Source organism: Sphaerisporangium viridialbum, from assembly GCF_049674955.1.
Taxonomy (GTDB): Bacteria; Actinomycetota; Actinomycetes; order Streptosporangiales; family Streptosporangiaceae; genus Sphaerisporangium; species Sphaerisporangium viridialbum.
In genome coordinates this window covers 2,242,294-2,257,804 of the sequence record NZ_CP187232.1, presented here as the reverse complement: position 1 = coordinate 2,257,804, position 15,511 = coordinate 2,242,294, and the positions used below count along the sequence as shown (strand labels likewise).

Here is a 15,511-nt window from a genome sequence, read left to right as displayed (position 1 = left end):
CCCCATGCGCGTCTGAGTTCCCGATCACACTTCGGGAACGAGTGCCTACCGCATAGAGGTTTTGCGTACGCTCTGACCTCCGCTTTCACCCGCCGGTCAAACGCCGTCAGCCTGGCGGGACGGATCGCGCAGAGGCCCCCAACCGGCCGGGCGGTGGCCGCCCGCGCGCAGCCACGGCGCGTCGGCGACGACCGTGCGGGAGCCCGGTTCGATCTCGGTGAACCCGGCGTCGCGGACGACAGGAAGGCCGCTGTCCACCAGCGCCGCCCACCGGCGCGGCCCGGCCGTACGCACGGCGACCGGCAGCCCCTCGGCGTGCCACGCGGCACGGGTGGGCTCGTCGGTGCCCCACCAGGCGAGCTGGACCGCGTGACCGGCCTGGGCCATGGCCTTGCCCGCGGACATCTCGAGCGACGGGTTGAACCACAGCACCGCCGCGCCCGGCGGGGGCGGCTCCGGCGGCGCGGTGTCGGTCAGGTCGGTGCCCGAGACCTGGAGCCGCGACAGCTCCTTCGGCCAGGCGTCGAGCGGGATCGGCGGGTGCACGCGCACCTCGGCCGACCGCACCGCGACCGTGATGCCGGGCAGCTCCTGCACCCGGCGCCACTCGACGCCTCTCGCCCGGCGCACCACCTTCCTGATGCCGATGGTCTCCCATGCCTGCACGGGCTCGGTCCACTCACCGCCCGTGGTGCGCTCGTCGGTCAGCAGGGTGAGTACGGCGAGCGCCGCCGCCTCCAGGGCGTCGGTGCGCTCGGGCGGCGTGGCGCGCTCGATGCGGACGACGAGGGGAAGCACTCTCTGGTCTGGCTGGCTCACGCCCCAAGGATCTCAGCCTCGTCCTGGCGCCGGTCCGGCACGTCCGGCCTTCGGGACGCGCGGCCCACCCGCAGCGACATGACCGCGGCGAGGGCGCAGAGCAGACCGGCCCCGTACCAGGCCGCGTCGTAGTGGCCGAGGTGGTCGCGGGTGACCCCGGCCGCCACCGCCGCGACGGCCGCGCCTACCTGGTGGGAGGCGAACACCCAGCCGAACACCACCGCGCCGTCCCGGCCGTAGATCGTGCGGCACAGGGCCACGGTCGGCGGCACGGTGGCCACCCAGTCCAGGCCGTAGAAGATGATGAAGATCAGCATGCTGGGCTCGGCCGTCGCGGAGAACAGCACGGGCAGGATCAGCAGCGAGGCGCCGCGCAGCGCGTAGTAGGCGCCCAGCAGGATCCTCGGGTCGACCCGGTCGCTGAGCCAGCCGGAGAAGATGGTCCCGGCCACGTCGAAGACGCCGATGAGCGCCAGAAGGCCCGCCGCGGTGGTCTGTGGCATGCCGTGGTCGTGGGCCGCGGGGATGAAGTGGGTGCCCACCAGGCCGTTGGTGCTCGCGCCGCAGATGGCGAAGCCTCCCGCGAGGAACCAGAACGACCGGGTGCGCGCCGCCGACCTCAGCACGGTCAGCGCCCGCGTGGCCGCCCCTCCCGTGCGCACGACGGGCGCCGCGCGGACCGCGCCCGGCTCGGCCCCGAGGGCGGTGAGGCCGACGTCCTCGGGGCGGTCGCGCAGCAGGAACCAGACCAGCGGCACGACCGTCAGCGCCGCCCCGGCGACCACCAGCGCGGCCACCCGCCATCCCGGCCCCTCGGCCATCCATGCCAGCAGGGGCAGGAAGACGAGCTGGCCCGCGGCTCCACCGGCCGTCAGCACTCCGGTGACCACGCCCCGGTGCCGTACGAACCACCGGTCGGTGACCGTGGCGACGAAGACCAGCGCCATCGAGCCCGTGCCGAGGCCGACCAGCACGCCCCAGCACGCGACGAGCTGCCAGCTCGCGGTCATGAACACCGTCAGCCCACTTCCGAGGGCGACGAGCAGCAGCGCGGCGGCGACGACGCGGCGCATGCCGAGACGGTCCATCAGGGCCGCCGCGAACGGCGCGGTGAGGCCGTACAGCATGAGGTTGACCGAGACGGCGAGCGAGATGGTGCCCCGCGTCCAGCCGAACTCCTGCTCCAGCGGGGTGATGAGGACCCCCGGCGTGGCCCGGAACCCGGCCGCCCCCACGATCGCCACGAAAGCGACTCCCGCCACCACCCAGGCCCGGTGCGGTCGCCGCCTCCGCCTCACATCCATCGTCAACGCCATGCCGACAATGATGGATTCCGCACCTCAGACCGGGCGAGTGGCTTGATAGCCAATATGTGCAAGAATCCGGCCATGGCGCATCGCATCGCGGTCCTCGTGCTGGACGACTTCGCCACCCTCGACCTCGGGATCCCGGGACAGGTCTTCTGGATCGCCGAGGACGCCGCGGGCCGGCGGCTGTACGAGGTCGTGACCTGCACCCCCGGCGGGCGGCCCGTGCGCGGCTCGGCGGGGTTCAGCGTGGTCCCCGACCACGACCTGTCGATCCTCCGCACGGCCGACACCGTGGTGGTGCCGGGCATCCACGGCGGATCGCCGCTCACCGACGGCACGGTGGACGATGAGGTCCGCGACGCGCTGCTTTCCGCGGCGTCGCACTCCCGGCTGATGTCGATCTGCACGGGGGCGTTCGTGCTGGCCGCGGCGGGCCTTCTGGACGGCCGGCCGGCGACCACCCACTGGAGGAACGCCGGCCTGTTCCGGTCGCTGTTCCCCCGGGTGCTTCTCGACCCCGACGTGCTGTTCATCGACAACGGCGACCTGCTGACCTCGGCGGGGGTGGCCGCGGGCATCGACCTGTGCCTGCACGTCATCCGGCGCGACCACGGCAGCGAGGTGGCCAACCGGGTGGCGCGGCGCTGCGTCACCCCGCCGTGGCGCGAGGGCGGGCAGGCGCAGTTCATCGAGCGCCCCCTGCCCGAGCCCGGAGGCGCGACCACCGCCCCCACCAGGGCCTGGATGCTCGAACGGCTCGGGGATCGGCTCGACCTCGCCACCCAGGCCAGGCACGCGCGCATGAGCGTGCGCACGTTCACCCGGCGGTTCAGGGAGGAGACCGGGCTAAGCCCGGCCCGATGGCTCAGCCGCCAGCGCGTGGAGCGCGCGCGCCACCTGCTGGAGTCCACCGACCTTCCGGTGGACAAGGTGGCCGCCCTGTCGGGCTTCGGCACGGCCGTGTCGCTGCGCCAGCACCTGCACGCGACGGTGGGCGTGGCGCCGCTGACCTACCGCCACACCTTCAAGTCCTAGAGGAACTGCGAGAGCTGGCTTCCGGTGTTCGACAGCATCATCCAGAAGGCGTGGGCGGCCGACACCAGCGTCACGTGGTGGTGCCATCCCCTGAACGACCTTCCCTCGAAGTCGCGGAGCCCGAGATGGTGGGTCACCCCCGCGCGCTCCCTGGCCACCCGCTCGGCGGTCTGGGCGACGCGCAGCAGCGCCCCTGGCGGAAGCTGGGTGATGTTCGACAGCCAGACCGAGGCCGAGCGCTGTTCGGGCACGGTCCACGCGCCCAGCAGGGTGAGGGTCGGCTCCCCCGCCTCGGCCGTGGACGACCGGAAAGGGGTGTGCACCCGGGCGCTCACGGCGAACGCGGGGCGGGAGGCCGAGACGGCGCCGTTCACGGCCCGGGGCACCTCGACGATGCGGCTGACGTCGCGCAGCGCGTCGATCAGCTGGCCGGCCTGGATGCGGCGTCCCATGCCGAGCGGGATCCTCGGGTCGGACGGGCTCACGGGGATCGAGTCGTGCACCCGGAGCACGAACGGAATGCCCCGCTCGGAGAACTCGAAGATCATGCGTCCGATGTCGATCTCCCTGGCGTCCATCACCACCGGGCGCTGCCTGAGCCCCCAGGCACTGGCGATGCCGGCCACCACCTCGGCGGCGCACTCCTCGACGCTGAGGCTCACCTCGTCGTCGGGGATGCCGGCGCGCCGGCGCCGGCCGGGGTCGCCGGTCCAGCTCTCGGGCAGGATGAGCCGCCAGTCGATCGGGCAGGCCTCCTGCTCGGACGCGAGCCAGACGCCCACGACCTGCTGGCAGTTGGCCAGGCGGCCGAGCTTCCTGACGAACCTGCGCTCGACGCCGACCGAGTGGTCCCCCGACTTGGGGATCACCAGCGGCTCCACGACCAGCGCGATCGGCCGGATGACCTGCTCCAGGTAGCCGGCCAGAGTGCGCCTGACCGTCATCCATCCCCAGGGCGACTGGCTGATGAACTGCTGCAGGCTCTGCTCGACGGCCGGCCCGCTCTCCAGCGACGCGATCCCCCGCATCGTCTTGCGCCCCTCGATCGACAGGAGCCCACGGAGATACAGTCGTGCCCAGCGACGCTGGTCGCGCCGCTTCAGCGACGAGAACATCATGCCGCAGAACCGGGCGAAGAACTCCGATGAGACTTTCTCCTGCTCGGAGGAGACTGAGCTGACGCCCACGGGCGACCCCCTCCAGTCCGCGCCCCGAGAGTTCCGGTGAGGCGCACACCCCGCTGGGTGCCAAGAAAAACCATACCGCCCGTGCGGTTTTTTTGGGTCAGTCCTGGATTACTTTGTCAGATGAATGCGGCGGGAGATCCCCGCGAGGGACGGGACGGAGCCAGAGGGTCGCGAGGGGCGGCAGGACGAGGGACGCGCTCGCCTCGCAGCAGTGCCAGGGGGTGGCCGTCGCCTCGACCACGCCGAGGTTCCCGACCCCGCTGCCGCCGTACGGCTCGGCGTCGGTGTTGAGCACTTCGGCCCACCTGCCGGCGAACGGCAGGCCGATGCGGAAGTCCGGCCTGATGACCGGCGAGAAGTTGCAGACGCAGGCCATCGGCGTGCCGTCGGCGTCGTACCGCAGGAAGGCCAGGACGTTCTCCTCCGCGGCGTCCGGGGCGATCCACCTGAACCCCTCGGGCGATGAGTCGAGCCGCCACAGGGCCGGAAGGCCGAGGTAGGCGGTGTTGAGGTCGCGGACCAGGTCGCGGACCCCGCCGTCGGCCGCGTCCCAGCGCAGGCCCCGCGCGGGGCACCACTCCTCCTCCTGCGCGAACTCCTGCCCCATGAACAGCAGTTGCTTGCCGGGGTGGGCCCACATGAAGCCGAGGAAGGCCCTGACGTTGGCCAGGCGCTGCCAGTGGTCGCCCGGCATCCGGGCGGGCAGCGGCCCGGTGTCGTGGGAGACCGGCAGGATGTAGTGCTCGGAGTAGGCGTAGACCATGGGGAAGGTGATCTCCCCGTGGTGGTACTTGCGGTAGATCGGATCCCTCGCCAGGTAGCCCAGGGTGTCGTGCGTCCAGCCGGTGTTCCACTTGAAGTGGAAGCCGAAGCTGCCGGGGTCGGTGAGCGCCGTCATGCCGTCCCACGCGCTCGACTCCTCGGCGACGGTGACCACCCCCGCGCCGGCACGGGCCACGGCGGAGCTCACCTCGCGCAGGAACGAGGCGGCGTCGGGATCGCTCCCGAGACCCTCGCCCGGCCGGTGGAGCATCGAGGCGACCCCGGCGATCCTGAGCCCGTCGATGTGAAACTCGGTGCACCAGAAGACCGCGTTGGCCAGCAGGAAGGCGCGCACCTCCGGCCTGCCGTAGTCGAAGGCCGAGGGCTCCCCCGCCTCGTACAGCGGCCCGCCGTCGAAGCGGGTGAGGCCCCACTCGTCGCCGGCGAAGCGCTGCGGGGTCCAGCCGAGGATGACGCCCACGCCCGCCTGGTGCAGGCTGTCGACCAGGTGCCGGAAGTCGTCGGGCCCGCCGTACCGCGCGGTGGGCGCGTAGAAGGCGGTGCTCAGGTGTTCGTCGGACGCGTGCTCGGCGAGGGGCAGCAGCTCGACGTGGGTGAAGCCGAGACCCGCCACGTACGCGGGCAGCACCTCGGCGAGCTCGCGGTAGGTCAGGCCGGGCCGCCAGGAGCCGAGATGGACCTCATAGAGGCTCATCGGCTCCTCGTGGGGCACCCTGGACCCCCTGCGTGCCAGCCACCGGGAGTCGCCCCACTCGTGAGCGGGGGTGAACACCACAGAGGCGGTGGCGGGCGGGCACTCGGACGCCGAGGCGAGCGGGTCGGCCTTCTGCCGCCACTCGCCGTCGTGCCCGAGGATCTCGTACTTGTAGCGGCAGCCGTCGCCGACTCCGGGGACGAGCAGCTCCCAGACGCCGGAGGCGCCGGTCCAGCTCATGCGGTGCCCCGCGCCCCGCCAGCCGTTGAAGTCACCGACCACCCGGACCTCGCGGGCGTTGGGCGCCCACACCGCGAAGGCGGTGCCCACGGCCGTGGTGTGCGCCCCGAGTGCCTGCCAGAGCCGTTCGTGGCGGCCCTTACCGTTGCGGCCCAGTTGGAAGTCGCCTGTCTTACGAGAAGGGAAAACCGGATCGCCGAAGAGTGAATCACGACTCCTGAGAATGAAATTCACGATTTCATCTCTCCCGCGTTCCAGATCAGAGTGTTAACCCCAGCGATTGGTGCTCGTTAGATTACTCGGGGAGATGTCCGACCCCTACCCATTCGTGGCTACTCAGTCAAGTCCGGCTGTCAAGCCACCCTGTGCGACCATCGGAGCACGTCACCGGGGTTCACCAGGCAGGCGCCCCTCGGCACGCGCGCGTCGCTCCAGATCTCGAGCCGGGGGAAGACGCTCACCCCGTGCAGCCGCACTCCGGCGTGCACGCTCACCTCGTCCCCGAGCGCGCAGAACCCTTCGAGCACCGCCGCCTCCCTGATCTCCACCGCGGCCCCGAGCACGGTGTCGGCGAGGCGGGCGCGGGGCCCGATGATGCCGTGCTCCCCGCAGGCCACGCCGTGCAGCGTGGCGCCCTCCCCGATGTCCACACCGTCGGCCACGTCGGAGTCGGCCAGCACGACCCCCGGCCCGATCTCCACGTCCCTTCCGACGCGGACGTTCGGCCCGATCAGCACGTCGCCGTCCCGGATCTTCTCGGCCAGCGAGCGGCCCGAGACCTCGTCCTTGAGGTTGAGGCTGCTCTCGTGGATGCGCACACCGCGCGCGTGGCTGCGGAACGGGCGCATCCGCGCGCTGAGTGCCGGGTACTCGTCACGCAGGACCTCCCGCATGGTGCGCAGGAAGTCCTCGGGACTGCCGAGGTCACCGAACCGCGCGATCGGGTGGGAGGCCACGCGGCTCCCGGAGGAGATGAGGTAGGGCAGCAGGTCCCCGCCCCAGTCGAGGCGCCGGCGGCTCAGCTCGGCCAGGGCGGGCCGGCGGGCGGCCATCCGCAGCGCGTCGCAGTCGACGAGGTACATCCCGGCGTTGGTCTCCAGGTCGCCCCCGTGCGCCAGGCGCTCGGCCAGCTCCCTGCCGGGCTTCTCGGCGAACCTGGTGACCATGCCGTCGCCGCCGCTGACCAGCACGCCGTACTTGCCCGCCGCCTCGGCCGGGGAGCGTGGCACGGTCGCGACGGTGACGGCGGCGCCGGAGGCCCGGTGCCGCCGGACCATCGCTGCCAGGTCGAAGTCGAAGATGGAGTCGGTCGGGAAGATCAGCGCGAGGCCGTTCAGATCCCAGTGGTCGAGGCAGCGCAGCGTCGCCTGCCCCGAGCCGGTGTTGTCGTGGTCGAACCGCGGCCTCGAATAGCGCACCGAGACGCCGAGACGCGCTCCGTCGCCGAGGATGTCCTTGGTCTGGCACCGGTTCTCGCTGCCGTTGGCCGCCACCCGGAAATCGGTGACGCCCTGGGCGCGCAGCAGTTCGACCGCCCACTCGACGAGGCTGCGCCCCGCCAGCCGCATGGCGGCCTTGCTCCGCACGTGGTCGGGGGTGGTGAGGGTGAGCGGGCGGGCCCTGATGCCCTTGCCACCGGCGAGCGCGATGCCGCGCACGCTCTCCGCGGGCACGCCCGCTCCCCTGGCCACCACGGGCACTCTCGTCGCGGCGTCTTCCCGGGGCGCGCCATCGCCACCCGCCCCGGCGCCCGTCATGGGCGCCTTCCTCGCGCCGTCCTCGACCGGTGCTCTCATGCGGCACCGTCGAGCACAGCGTCGTTTATCTTCTGGTAGCCGCTGACCAGCGAGTGCGCGGGATGGGCGGTGACGAAGATCTGCTCTCCCGCGAGCTGCGCCATCTCCGGCACGTACGGAAGGACCGCGGTGACCGGGGAGCCGTAGGCCGTCTCCGCCTTCAGCACCAGGCCGTCTCCGAGCGTCACGTCCGGCACCATGTTCACCACCACGGCGCGCCGCGTGCAGCCGAGCCTGTCGGCCAGCGCGACGCTCTCGGCGGCGCCCGCGAGGTCGAGCCGGTCCGCCCTGGTGACGAGGACCAGCGCGTCCGAGCAGGCCACCGCCATGACGGTCTCGGTGTTGATGCCCGTGTGGGTGTCCAGGATCAGCACGTCCAGGTCGAAGGCGCCGATGAGCCGGGTGAACCCCTCGTTCAGCAGCCCCACGTCGTAGCCGTTGGCCGTGATCTCGTTGATGGCCGAGACGCTGGTCCTGGCCGGCACGATGAACGGCCCGTCCTCCGGCGCCCGCATGACCGCGTCCTCGATCTCGCAGCGGCCCACCAGGTAGTCGGCGAGCGAGCACTTGGCGGGGCTGCGCAGGAACCCGAACATCGTGTCCACGGCCGGCGACTGGATGTCGGCGTCCACGAGCGCCACCCGGCGGCCCTCGGCCGCGAGGAGCAGCGCCATGTTCGCCGCCATGCTGGACTTGCCGGTGCCTCCCCGGTAGGAGTGCATCGTGATGACCCGGGCCATCAGATCCCCATCCGGTGGACGGCCATCATCGTGATGTCGTCCGACTGTTCCGCCGCGCCGACGAACCCGTTCAGCGCGTCGTCCACCCGTCGCAGCAGGTCGGCCCCGGAACCGGTGCCGTCGCAAACCAGGTCGAGCATTCGTTCCTCCCCGAAGAACTTCCGGTCAGGCGCGCGTGCCTCGGTCACGCCGTCGGTGTAGATGAAGAGCACGTCACCGGGATCCAGGTGGGTGTGGCCGAGCGAGAACGTCGAGTCGCACAGGACGCCGACCGCCGGGCCCGTCGGTTCGAGGATGACCGGATCGCCGCCGCCGGCCCGGACCAGCACGGGCGGGTTGTGCCCCCCGTTGACGTACACGAGGCTGCCCGTCGCCGGGTCAAGCACCGCGAAGAACATGGTCGCGAAGTAGCCCTGCCTGAGGTGGTTGCGCGTGAGGTAGTCGTTGGTCCCGACGACGGCGTTCAGCAACGGGGTCGCGCCGACGACGGGCACCGCGCGCACCTCGTCCCCCGCCATCAGGTCGACGGCGCTCAGGCCCTGGCTCCCGCTCTGCTCGGCGGTGTGCCTGAGCAGGCTGCGGATCAGGGCCATGAACAACGCGGCCCCGACCCCCTTGTCGCACACGTCCGCCACCACCAGGCCGATGCGGCGGCCGTTGACCAGCTCGAACACGTCGTAGAAGTCTCCCGCGACCGTACGGGCCGGGCGGTACCGCACGTCGATGCCCCATCCCTCGGGCGTCGGCAGCGACTCCGGCAGGAAGCCCAGCTGGATCTCCCTGCCGATCTCCAGCTCGCGCTCGTAGCGGTGCAGGTCGGCCTGGGTCTCGATCTGCCGGAGCGTGCGCCCGAGCTCGGCCCGCACGTAGCAGCTGTGCAGCCGCGTGCGGACCAGCGAGGTCAGGAAGGGCGGCACCAGGTAGTCCAGCCCGCCGCGGATGTGGCGTTCGAGCGCCCCGAAGTCGTTCTCGGTGAACGCCAGCATCACCGGGTGCCGCCCCTCGTCGTCCAGCCGCCTCGCGACGGCCCTGACGATGTTCGGCGGCACCTCGGCCGAGACCAGCAGGACATCGAGGGGCGGCACCCGCTCGCCGGCGAGCACGTCCGCCGGCGAGCGGATCTGGACGTGGGTCCCGGCCTCCTCCAGCGCCTGCCTCAGTCGCGGCGGCAGCTCAAGGCTGTCGTCCAGAACCATTACCCCGGTCTGGGTCATGTCGCTCCATCCCTACGGATCCGCAGCGTGCTGATGTTGCGTCCGGCCACCCGTTCGTAGGTGAAGCCGTCCAGGGCGGTCAGCGCCAGGTAGACCCCGAGGCCGCCTATCCGGCGCTGCGCGACCGGCACGTCCTGCTCGGGGGTCTGGAGCCCGTCCCGGGGATCGAAGGGCTGGGCGTCGTCCTCGAACCTGAGCCAGACCGACTCCTCCTCGACGCCCCCTTCGACCCCGAGCTCACCCTTGGTGTTCCGGTAGCCGTGGACGACGATGTTGGTCGCCAGCTCGTCCGCCGCCAGCCTCAGCCGGTGGGCGCGGGTGGCGGGCAGTCCCGCGCGCTCAGCGAGCGCGTGGACGTAACCCGCCACCTCGTCGAGTGCTTCGAGCGACGCGGGGATCCGGGGCACCGGAACCTCACGAACTGGTCATCTCGAAGCTACGGTCGAGCCCGGCCATCCGGATGACCCGGAGGACGGGCTCGGTCGCGCCGGTTATGACGATCACGATGTCGTCGCCCAGCTTCTGCCGCGCGAACACCAGGGCGCGCAGCCCCGCGCTCGCGATGTAGGTCAGGTCCGCCGCCTGGATGACCAGGCGTCCGGCGCCCGTGGCGGCGGCGTCGTCGATCGCTTCGTGGAAGTCGGGCGCGGTCGAGGCGTCGAGCTCGCCGGCGAGGTGGATGGTCGCGATGTCCGCGTCCGTGCTGAGGGTTGCGGTGAAGGCCACTGCGGTCCTCCTGGTCGTCGAAGCCGGGTCCGTGCGACGGAGCCGGTCTGTCGTTCGAGCCGGTTGTTGGTTCGAGCGGTTCTGGGAGCTCTAGGCGTTGGTGCCGGTCAGGATGACGACCGAGCGCGGCCCTATGTAGTGGCGCCGGGGCCGCTCCAGCACCGGCTCGGACCCCGGCTCGTGCGCGTCGTGCGGAGCCGTCGCCCCGGTGTCGGCGAAGACGCGCCAGACGCCCCCGCCGGCCAGCTCGGGCAGCTCCAGGTCGTGTCCCTCCCAGTGGGAGTTCATCGCCATGTAGACGTGGTCCTTGGCCCCGGCGGCGTCGCGCCCGCAGCGCATCACCGCGAGCAGCCTGCTGCCGGGCGACCAGTCGGGCTCCCACGGCCGTACGCCGTGCCAGCTCACGTCCGGCAGGCCGACGTCCAGGAAGTCCACGCCGAGCGGATGCGTCGCCTCCCGCAGGACCGAGTGGGCCCGCCGGAACGCGATCAGCTTGCTCGTGAACCGCAGCAGCTCGGCGTTCGAGGAGACCAGGTCCCAGTCGAACCAGGACAGCTCGTTGTCCTGGCAGTAGGTGTTGTTGTTGCCGAGCTGGGTGCGGCCCACCTCGTCGCCGGCGAGCAGCATGGGCACGCCCTGGCTCGTCAGCAGGATCGCCAGGGCGTTCTTCATCTGGCGCGTGCGCAGCGCGTTGATCCCGGGGTCGTCCGTCGGGCCCTCGGCGCCGCAGTTCCAGCTGTTGTTGTCGTTGGCGCCGTCGGCGTTGCCCTCGCCGTTGGCCTCGTTCCGCTTGTCGTTGTACGAGACGAGGTCGTTGAGGGTGAAGCCGTCGTGCGCGGTGATGAAGTTGACCGACGCCGTGGGGCCGCGCCCGCCGTACAGGTCGGGGGAGCCCACGATCCTGGCGGCCAGCTCGCCCACGGTGCCCTCGTCGCCCTTGACGAACCTGCGAAGGATGTCGCGGTACTTGCCGTTCCACTCGGCCCAGCGGCCGTAGTTCGGGAAGTGGCCGACCTGGTACAGGCCGCCGGCGTCCCAGGCCTCGGCGATGAGCTTGCTGTGCCGCAGGATCGGGTCGTAGGCGAGCTGCTCCAGCAGCGGTGGGTTGGGCAGCGGGCTGCCGTCGGGCCCCCGGTCGAGGATCGCGGCCAGGTCGAAGCGGAACCCGTCGACGTGGTACTCGGCCACCCAGTAGCGCAGGCAGTCGAGCACGAACTCGCGCACCACCGGGTGGTTGCAGTTGACGGTGTTCCCCGTGCCGCTGAAGTTGTAGTAGTACCCCTCGGGGGTGAGCATGTAGTAGGTGGCGTTGTCCAGGCCCTTGAACGAGATCGTCGGCCCCTGCTCGTTGCCCTCGGCGGTGTGGTTGAACACCACGTCGAGGATGACCTCGATGCCGGCCTTGTGCAGGTCCTTGACCAGGGTCTTGAACTCGTCCGCCTGCATGCCGTACCTGCCGGTGGCGGCGTAGCCGGCCTTGGGTGCCATGAAGCCGACGGTGTTGTAGCCCCAGTAGTTGTACAGGCGCTCGCCGGTCACCGGGTTGCTGCGCGAGTTGTCGAACTCGTCGAACTCGAAGATCGGCATGAGCTCGACGCAGTTGACCCCGAGCTCCCGCAGGTAGGGGATCTTCTCCCGAAGGCCGGCGTACGTCCCGGGCGCCGACACCCCCGCGGAGGGGTGCCGGGTGAAGCCGCGGACGTGCGTCTCGTAGATGACCAGTTCCTCGGTGGGAGTGCGCAGCGGCGCGTCGTCCTCCCAGTCGAAGTCCTCCAGGGCGATCACGGCCCGGTACTGGTACTGGTTGCTCCAGTCCGGCGCCACCCCCCAGGTCTCGCGCCCGGACAGCAGGCGCGCGTGCGGGTCGGTGAGCACGGTCCCCGCGTCGAACCTGTCGCCCCTGGCGGGGTCGAACGGGCCGTCGGCGCGGAAGCCGTACTCCAGGTCCTCGGGGTCGAGCCCGAAGACGGTCATGGCGAAGACGCTCCCGATGCGGTACTCGGGCGGGAACGGCAGCTCCTCCATCGGCCTGTCGGCGCCGCGCTTGAACAGCACCAGCGTCATGGAGGTGGCGCGGTCGGAGAACACCGAGAAGGTGACCCCGCCGGGCACCACGCGGGCGCCGTAGGGGAACGGCCGGCCGTGGCCGACCCGGTACCCCGCGATCTGCCGCGTCGGGAACGAGTCGATGCGTTCGGCTGTCACGGCCGCACGCGCCCCATCTCGGTCTCGGCGTCCTCGCCGATCTCGAAGAAGTCCAGGAACCCCGTGGCCGACATCACGAACCTGACCTCGTCGGTCAGGCCGACCAGGACGATGCCCGTCGTGGCCTGCTGGGCCCGCCGGTAGAGCAGCAGCAGCATCCGCAGGCCCGCGCTCGACACGTACGGCACGTCGGTGAAGTCGACCAGGAGCCTGCCGGTCTGTCCGACCAGCGGCAGGAGCCGGTCCTGCACTCCCGGCGCGGTCGTGCTGGTGATCTCGCCGTCGAGGCGGGCCACCGTGAAGCCGTCGACGACCCGGGTGGTGACGTTGACGCTCATCGGATGGCCTCCACCCTGACCTTGACCTTCACCCTGCCCGTCGCCTCCGGGAGGCGGACGGTGAGGGCCTCGGCGTCGTAGTCCTCGTACGGCTCGCCGTCGATCTCGACCGCGCCGATCCTGACCGAGCCGGGGGGCAGCAGGTCGGGCGAGACGCGCAGGGTGCGGTCGGCGAAGCCGTCGGGGTCCGGCTTGAAGTGCAGGTCCAGGTGCTTGCCGTTGATGAGCAGGTTGTTGTACACCGCCGACAGGAAGCACAGCTCGGACGAGTGGTACATGCTCATCGAGTGGCTGCCCTTGAACCGCTCGGTGCCGAGCAGGTACGGCAGGCCGCTGGCGAGCACGTTGAAGTAGACCGCTCCCTCGTCGTGGTCGAGGAAGAACGCGTTGTAGAACGACTCCGCGCCGCGGGCCTCGTCCCTGAAACGGTCCTGCCCGGTGATCCCGAAGAGGATGAGGTAGGCCAGGATGGCCTGCTCCTGCTGCCACCAGGCCTTGCGGTCGTGCCAGACGAACCGGTAGCGGTCCTCGCCCTCCCTGCGCGCCCGCTCCACGACGTCGTACCAGCCGCCGCGCTGCCGGTCGCTGCCGATCGCCGGCATGATGTCGCCGATGTGCGCGGCGAGCTCCGCGTACTCCGCCTTGGGCCTGAGCGAGTGCATCCGCATGAGGTTCCATGCGATCTTCAGGTTGTGGCCGACCACGGCGCGGTTCTGCTGCCAGCCGTGGGTGGTGTCGTGCGACCAGTCGCGGTGGAAGCGCTCCTGGACGAACGGGCTGTTCTTGTCGTCGGGGAAGTGTTCCACGATGGTGTCGAAGGTGTACTCCAGGAACTTGGCGTAGGCGGGGTCGCCGGTGGCCAGGTACAGGTTGATCAGGTAGGCGGGGGCGTGGTCGCCGACCGAGTTCCAGTTCTTCCTGGCGCGGTTCTCGCCGAGGGACTCGTGGTCGGGGCTCAGCAGGATCGGGTCGATGTGCGAGAAGTAGCCGCCGCCCTCGCGGTCCAGGAAGAACCGGTCGAACAGGCGCAGCGTCGCGTCCGCGTCGCTCTTGATCCGCGGGTCGCCCGTCACCCGGTAGGTCTGGATGGGGCCGGCGAGCGCGTAGATCTGCTCGTACATCGGGATGGCGTCGTAGTCGTCGGAGAACTCCGAGGTGAACAGCTTGCGCTCGACGTCGCCGTCGACCTTGAGGCCGTGGTACCAGTAGACGATGTCCTCGTCGGCGTCGACGAAGCGCAGGTGCGTCCGCAGGTACTCGGTGCCCCGCTCGGCGACCTCCAGGTAGGTGTCGTCGCCGGTGAGCATGTACGCCGAGGCCATGCCGTAGACCAGCCGGGAGATCGTGTCGGTCTCCTGCACGTGGCTGCTGGTCTTCTCGCCGCCGAGCCTGATCAGCGTGCGGTACTCGGTGAAGTCCACCGGTCCCTCGCCGAACTGCGCCTTGCGGTAGAAGGCGGCGATCTCCTCGAGCTGGTGGATCCACCAGTTCGACTCCTCGAAGCGGAAGTCGCCCGGCCGGCGGCCGAGGAAGATGATCCGCTTGGCGTCGAAGATCTGGTCGTCGCCGTGCGGGTAGAAGACCCCGTAGGCGAACAGGAAGCGGCCGGGCTCGAGCATCGCGTCGAGCTGCCCGGACGCGTCGGTGTACGGCTCGCCGAGGTTGCGCATCAGCTCGGCGCTGGGCTCGCCGTCGACCGAGACGTCGAAGCGGCGGCCGTCGGCGGTGGCGACGGTGGCGGTCCTGGCCTGCCTGTCGTAGGCGGTGACCTGACCGGCGATGGTGTCGGAGAAGGTGAAGTTCACGGGGTTCCACCCTTCTGTGCGACCAGGTCCTTCTGCGAGGACGGGTCCGTCCGTGCGAGCGGCTCCTTCTCTGTGAGCAGCTCGATGAGGGTCTTCGCGAACAGGTGGCAGTGCTGGCCGGACCGTCCGGTCACGAGGTCGCCGTCGACCACCACGTCCCTGTCGACGTACTCGGCGCCCATGTTCCGCACGTCGCCGACGAGGTTGTTGTGGCAGACGACCTTCCGGCCGCGCACGACGTACGGGATGGAGGACGCGAGCCACATGCCGTGGCAGATGATCCCCTTGATGACCTCGGGACGCTCGAAGGCGCGGCGCAGGAAGTCGGTCGCGGGGGCGAGCCGGTCCACGTCCTCGGTGTAGCGCAGCCGGTCCGACACCATGCCAGAGGGCACGATGACGGCCGAGTAGTCCGCCGGGTCGACGTGCTCCAGGCTGAGCGAGACGTCGAAGGGCGCGCGGTACTCGTGGCCCTTGAAGGTGATGGACCGCTGGCCCCACAGCCGGGTGAGGAAGTCGACCGGGATGCCCTGCTCGGCGAACCTGCGCTGGTAGTAGAAGATCTCGGGCTCGTAGAAGTCGCTCTCCATGAGGATCGCGACGCGCGTGTCGGCCACGG

The 15,511-nt window shown here is 70.8% G+C and carries 14 protein-coding genes; 1 reads left to right on the top strand and 13 read right to left on the bottom strand.

Annotation, left to right across the window (positions count from 1 at the left end; genetic code table 11):
- Positions 1-96 precede the first annotated feature (96 nt).
- Both ACOZ38_RS10090 and ACOZ38_RS10085 read right to left on the bottom strand, forming a co-directional pair.
- Entirely contained in the window at positions 97-819 is a 723-nt protein-coding gene (locus tag ACOZ38_RS10090; protein WP_424529876.1) for a peptidyl-tRNA hydrolase, read from the bottom strand.
- On the bottom strand, positions 816-2,135 hold the full coding sequence (locus tag ACOZ38_RS10085) for an MFS transporter (protein WP_424529875.1): 1,320 nt from the start codon (positions 2,133-2,135) through the stop codon (positions 816-818). The genes ACOZ38_RS10090 and ACOZ38_RS10085 overlap by 4 nt, the downstream gene beginning before the upstream one ends.
- 72 nt (positions 2,136-2,207) lie before the next feature.
- Here ACOZ38_RS10085 and ACOZ38_RS10080 point away from each other — a divergent pair, with 72 nt between their 5' ends.
- Positions 2,208-3,164, top strand: coding sequence for a GlxA family transcriptional regulator (locus ACOZ38_RS10080; RefSeq protein WP_424529873.1), 957 nt, complete (start codon positions 2,208-2,210; stop codon positions 3,162-3,164).
- Here the strand turns inward: ACOZ38_RS10080 and ACOZ38_RS10075 are convergent.
- The 11 genes from ACOZ38_RS10075 to ACOZ38_RS10025 form a co-directional block, all read right to left on the bottom strand.
- On the bottom strand, positions 3,161-4,351 hold the full coding sequence (locus tag ACOZ38_RS10075) for an IS701 family transposase (protein ID WP_424529871.1): 1,191 nt from the start codon (positions 4,349-4,351) through the stop codon (positions 3,161-3,163). The genes ACOZ38_RS10080 and ACOZ38_RS10075 overlap by 4 nt on opposite strands.
- Positions 4,352-4,448: 97 nt before the next feature.
- The gene (gene glgB / locus ACOZ38_RS10070) at positions 4,449-6,302 is read right to left on the bottom strand and encodes a 1,4-alpha-glucan branching enzyme (protein WP_424529869.1); all 1,854 of its coding nucleotides are present in this window, start codon (positions 6,300-6,302) and stop codon (positions 4,449-4,451) included.
- Positions 6,303-6,421: 119 nt separating this feature from the next.
- Positions 6,422-7,864 carry a sugar phosphate nucleotidyltransferase gene (locus ACOZ38_RS10065; RefSeq protein WP_424529868.1) on the bottom strand — a complete coding sequence of 481 codons (1,443 nt, stop codon included), beginning with the start codon at positions 7,862-7,864 and terminating at the stop codon, positions 6,422-6,424.
- Complete coding sequence (locus ACOZ38_RS10060) at positions 7,861-8,604, bottom strand: AAA family ATPase (protein ID WP_424529866.1); 744 nt, start codon at positions 8,602-8,604, stop codon at positions 7,861-7,863. The genes ACOZ38_RS10065 and ACOZ38_RS10060 overlap by 4 nt, the downstream gene beginning before the upstream one ends.
- On the bottom strand, positions 8,604-9,818 hold the full coding sequence (locus ACOZ38_RS10055; protein WP_424529864.1) for a PP2C family protein-serine/threonine phosphatase: 1,215 nt from the start codon (positions 9,816-9,818) through the stop codon (positions 8,604-8,606). Before ACOZ38_RS10055 ends, ACOZ38_RS10060 begins: the two co-directional genes overlap by 1 nt.
- Positions 9,815-10,225 carry an ATP-binding protein gene (locus ACOZ38_RS10050; RefSeq protein ID WP_424529863.1) on the bottom strand — a complete coding sequence of 137 codons (411 nt, stop codon included), beginning with the start codon at positions 10,223-10,225 and terminating at the stop codon, positions 9,815-9,817. The genes ACOZ38_RS10055 and ACOZ38_RS10050 overlap by 4 nt, the downstream gene beginning before the upstream one ends.
- Before the next feature lie 7 nt (positions 10,226-10,232).
- On the bottom strand, positions 10,233-10,544 hold the full coding sequence (locus ACOZ38_RS10045) for an STAS domain-containing protein (protein ID WP_405145653.1): 312 nt from the start codon (positions 10,542-10,544) through the stop codon (positions 10,233-10,235).
- Between the two features lie 90 nt (positions 10,545-10,634).
- A complete protein-coding gene (glgX, locus tag ACOZ38_RS10040; RefSeq protein ID WP_424529861.1) occupies positions 10,635-12,749 on the bottom strand; it encodes a glycogen debranching protein GlgX in 2,115 nt (704 codons plus the stop codon).
- Positions 12,746-13,087 carry an STAS domain-containing protein gene (locus ACOZ38_RS10035; protein WP_405145649.1) on the bottom strand — a complete coding sequence of 114 codons (342 nt, stop codon included), beginning with the start codon at positions 13,085-13,087 and terminating at the stop codon, positions 12,746-12,748. The genes glgX and ACOZ38_RS10035 overlap by 4 nt, the downstream gene beginning before the upstream one ends.
- Positions 13,084-14,892, bottom strand: coding sequence for an AGE family epimerase/isomerase (locus ACOZ38_RS10030; RefSeq protein ID WP_424529859.1), 1,809 nt, complete (start codon positions 14,890-14,892; stop codon positions 13,084-13,086). The genes ACOZ38_RS10035 and ACOZ38_RS10030 overlap by 4 nt, the downstream gene beginning before the upstream one ends.
- Complete coding sequence (locus ACOZ38_RS10025) at positions 14,889-15,509, bottom strand: DJ-1/PfpI family protein (protein ID WP_424529857.1); 621 nt, start codon at positions 15,507-15,509, stop codon at positions 14,889-14,891. The genes ACOZ38_RS10030 and ACOZ38_RS10025 overlap by 4 nt, the downstream gene beginning before the upstream one ends.
- Positions 15,510-15,511: the final 2 nt, after the last annotated feature.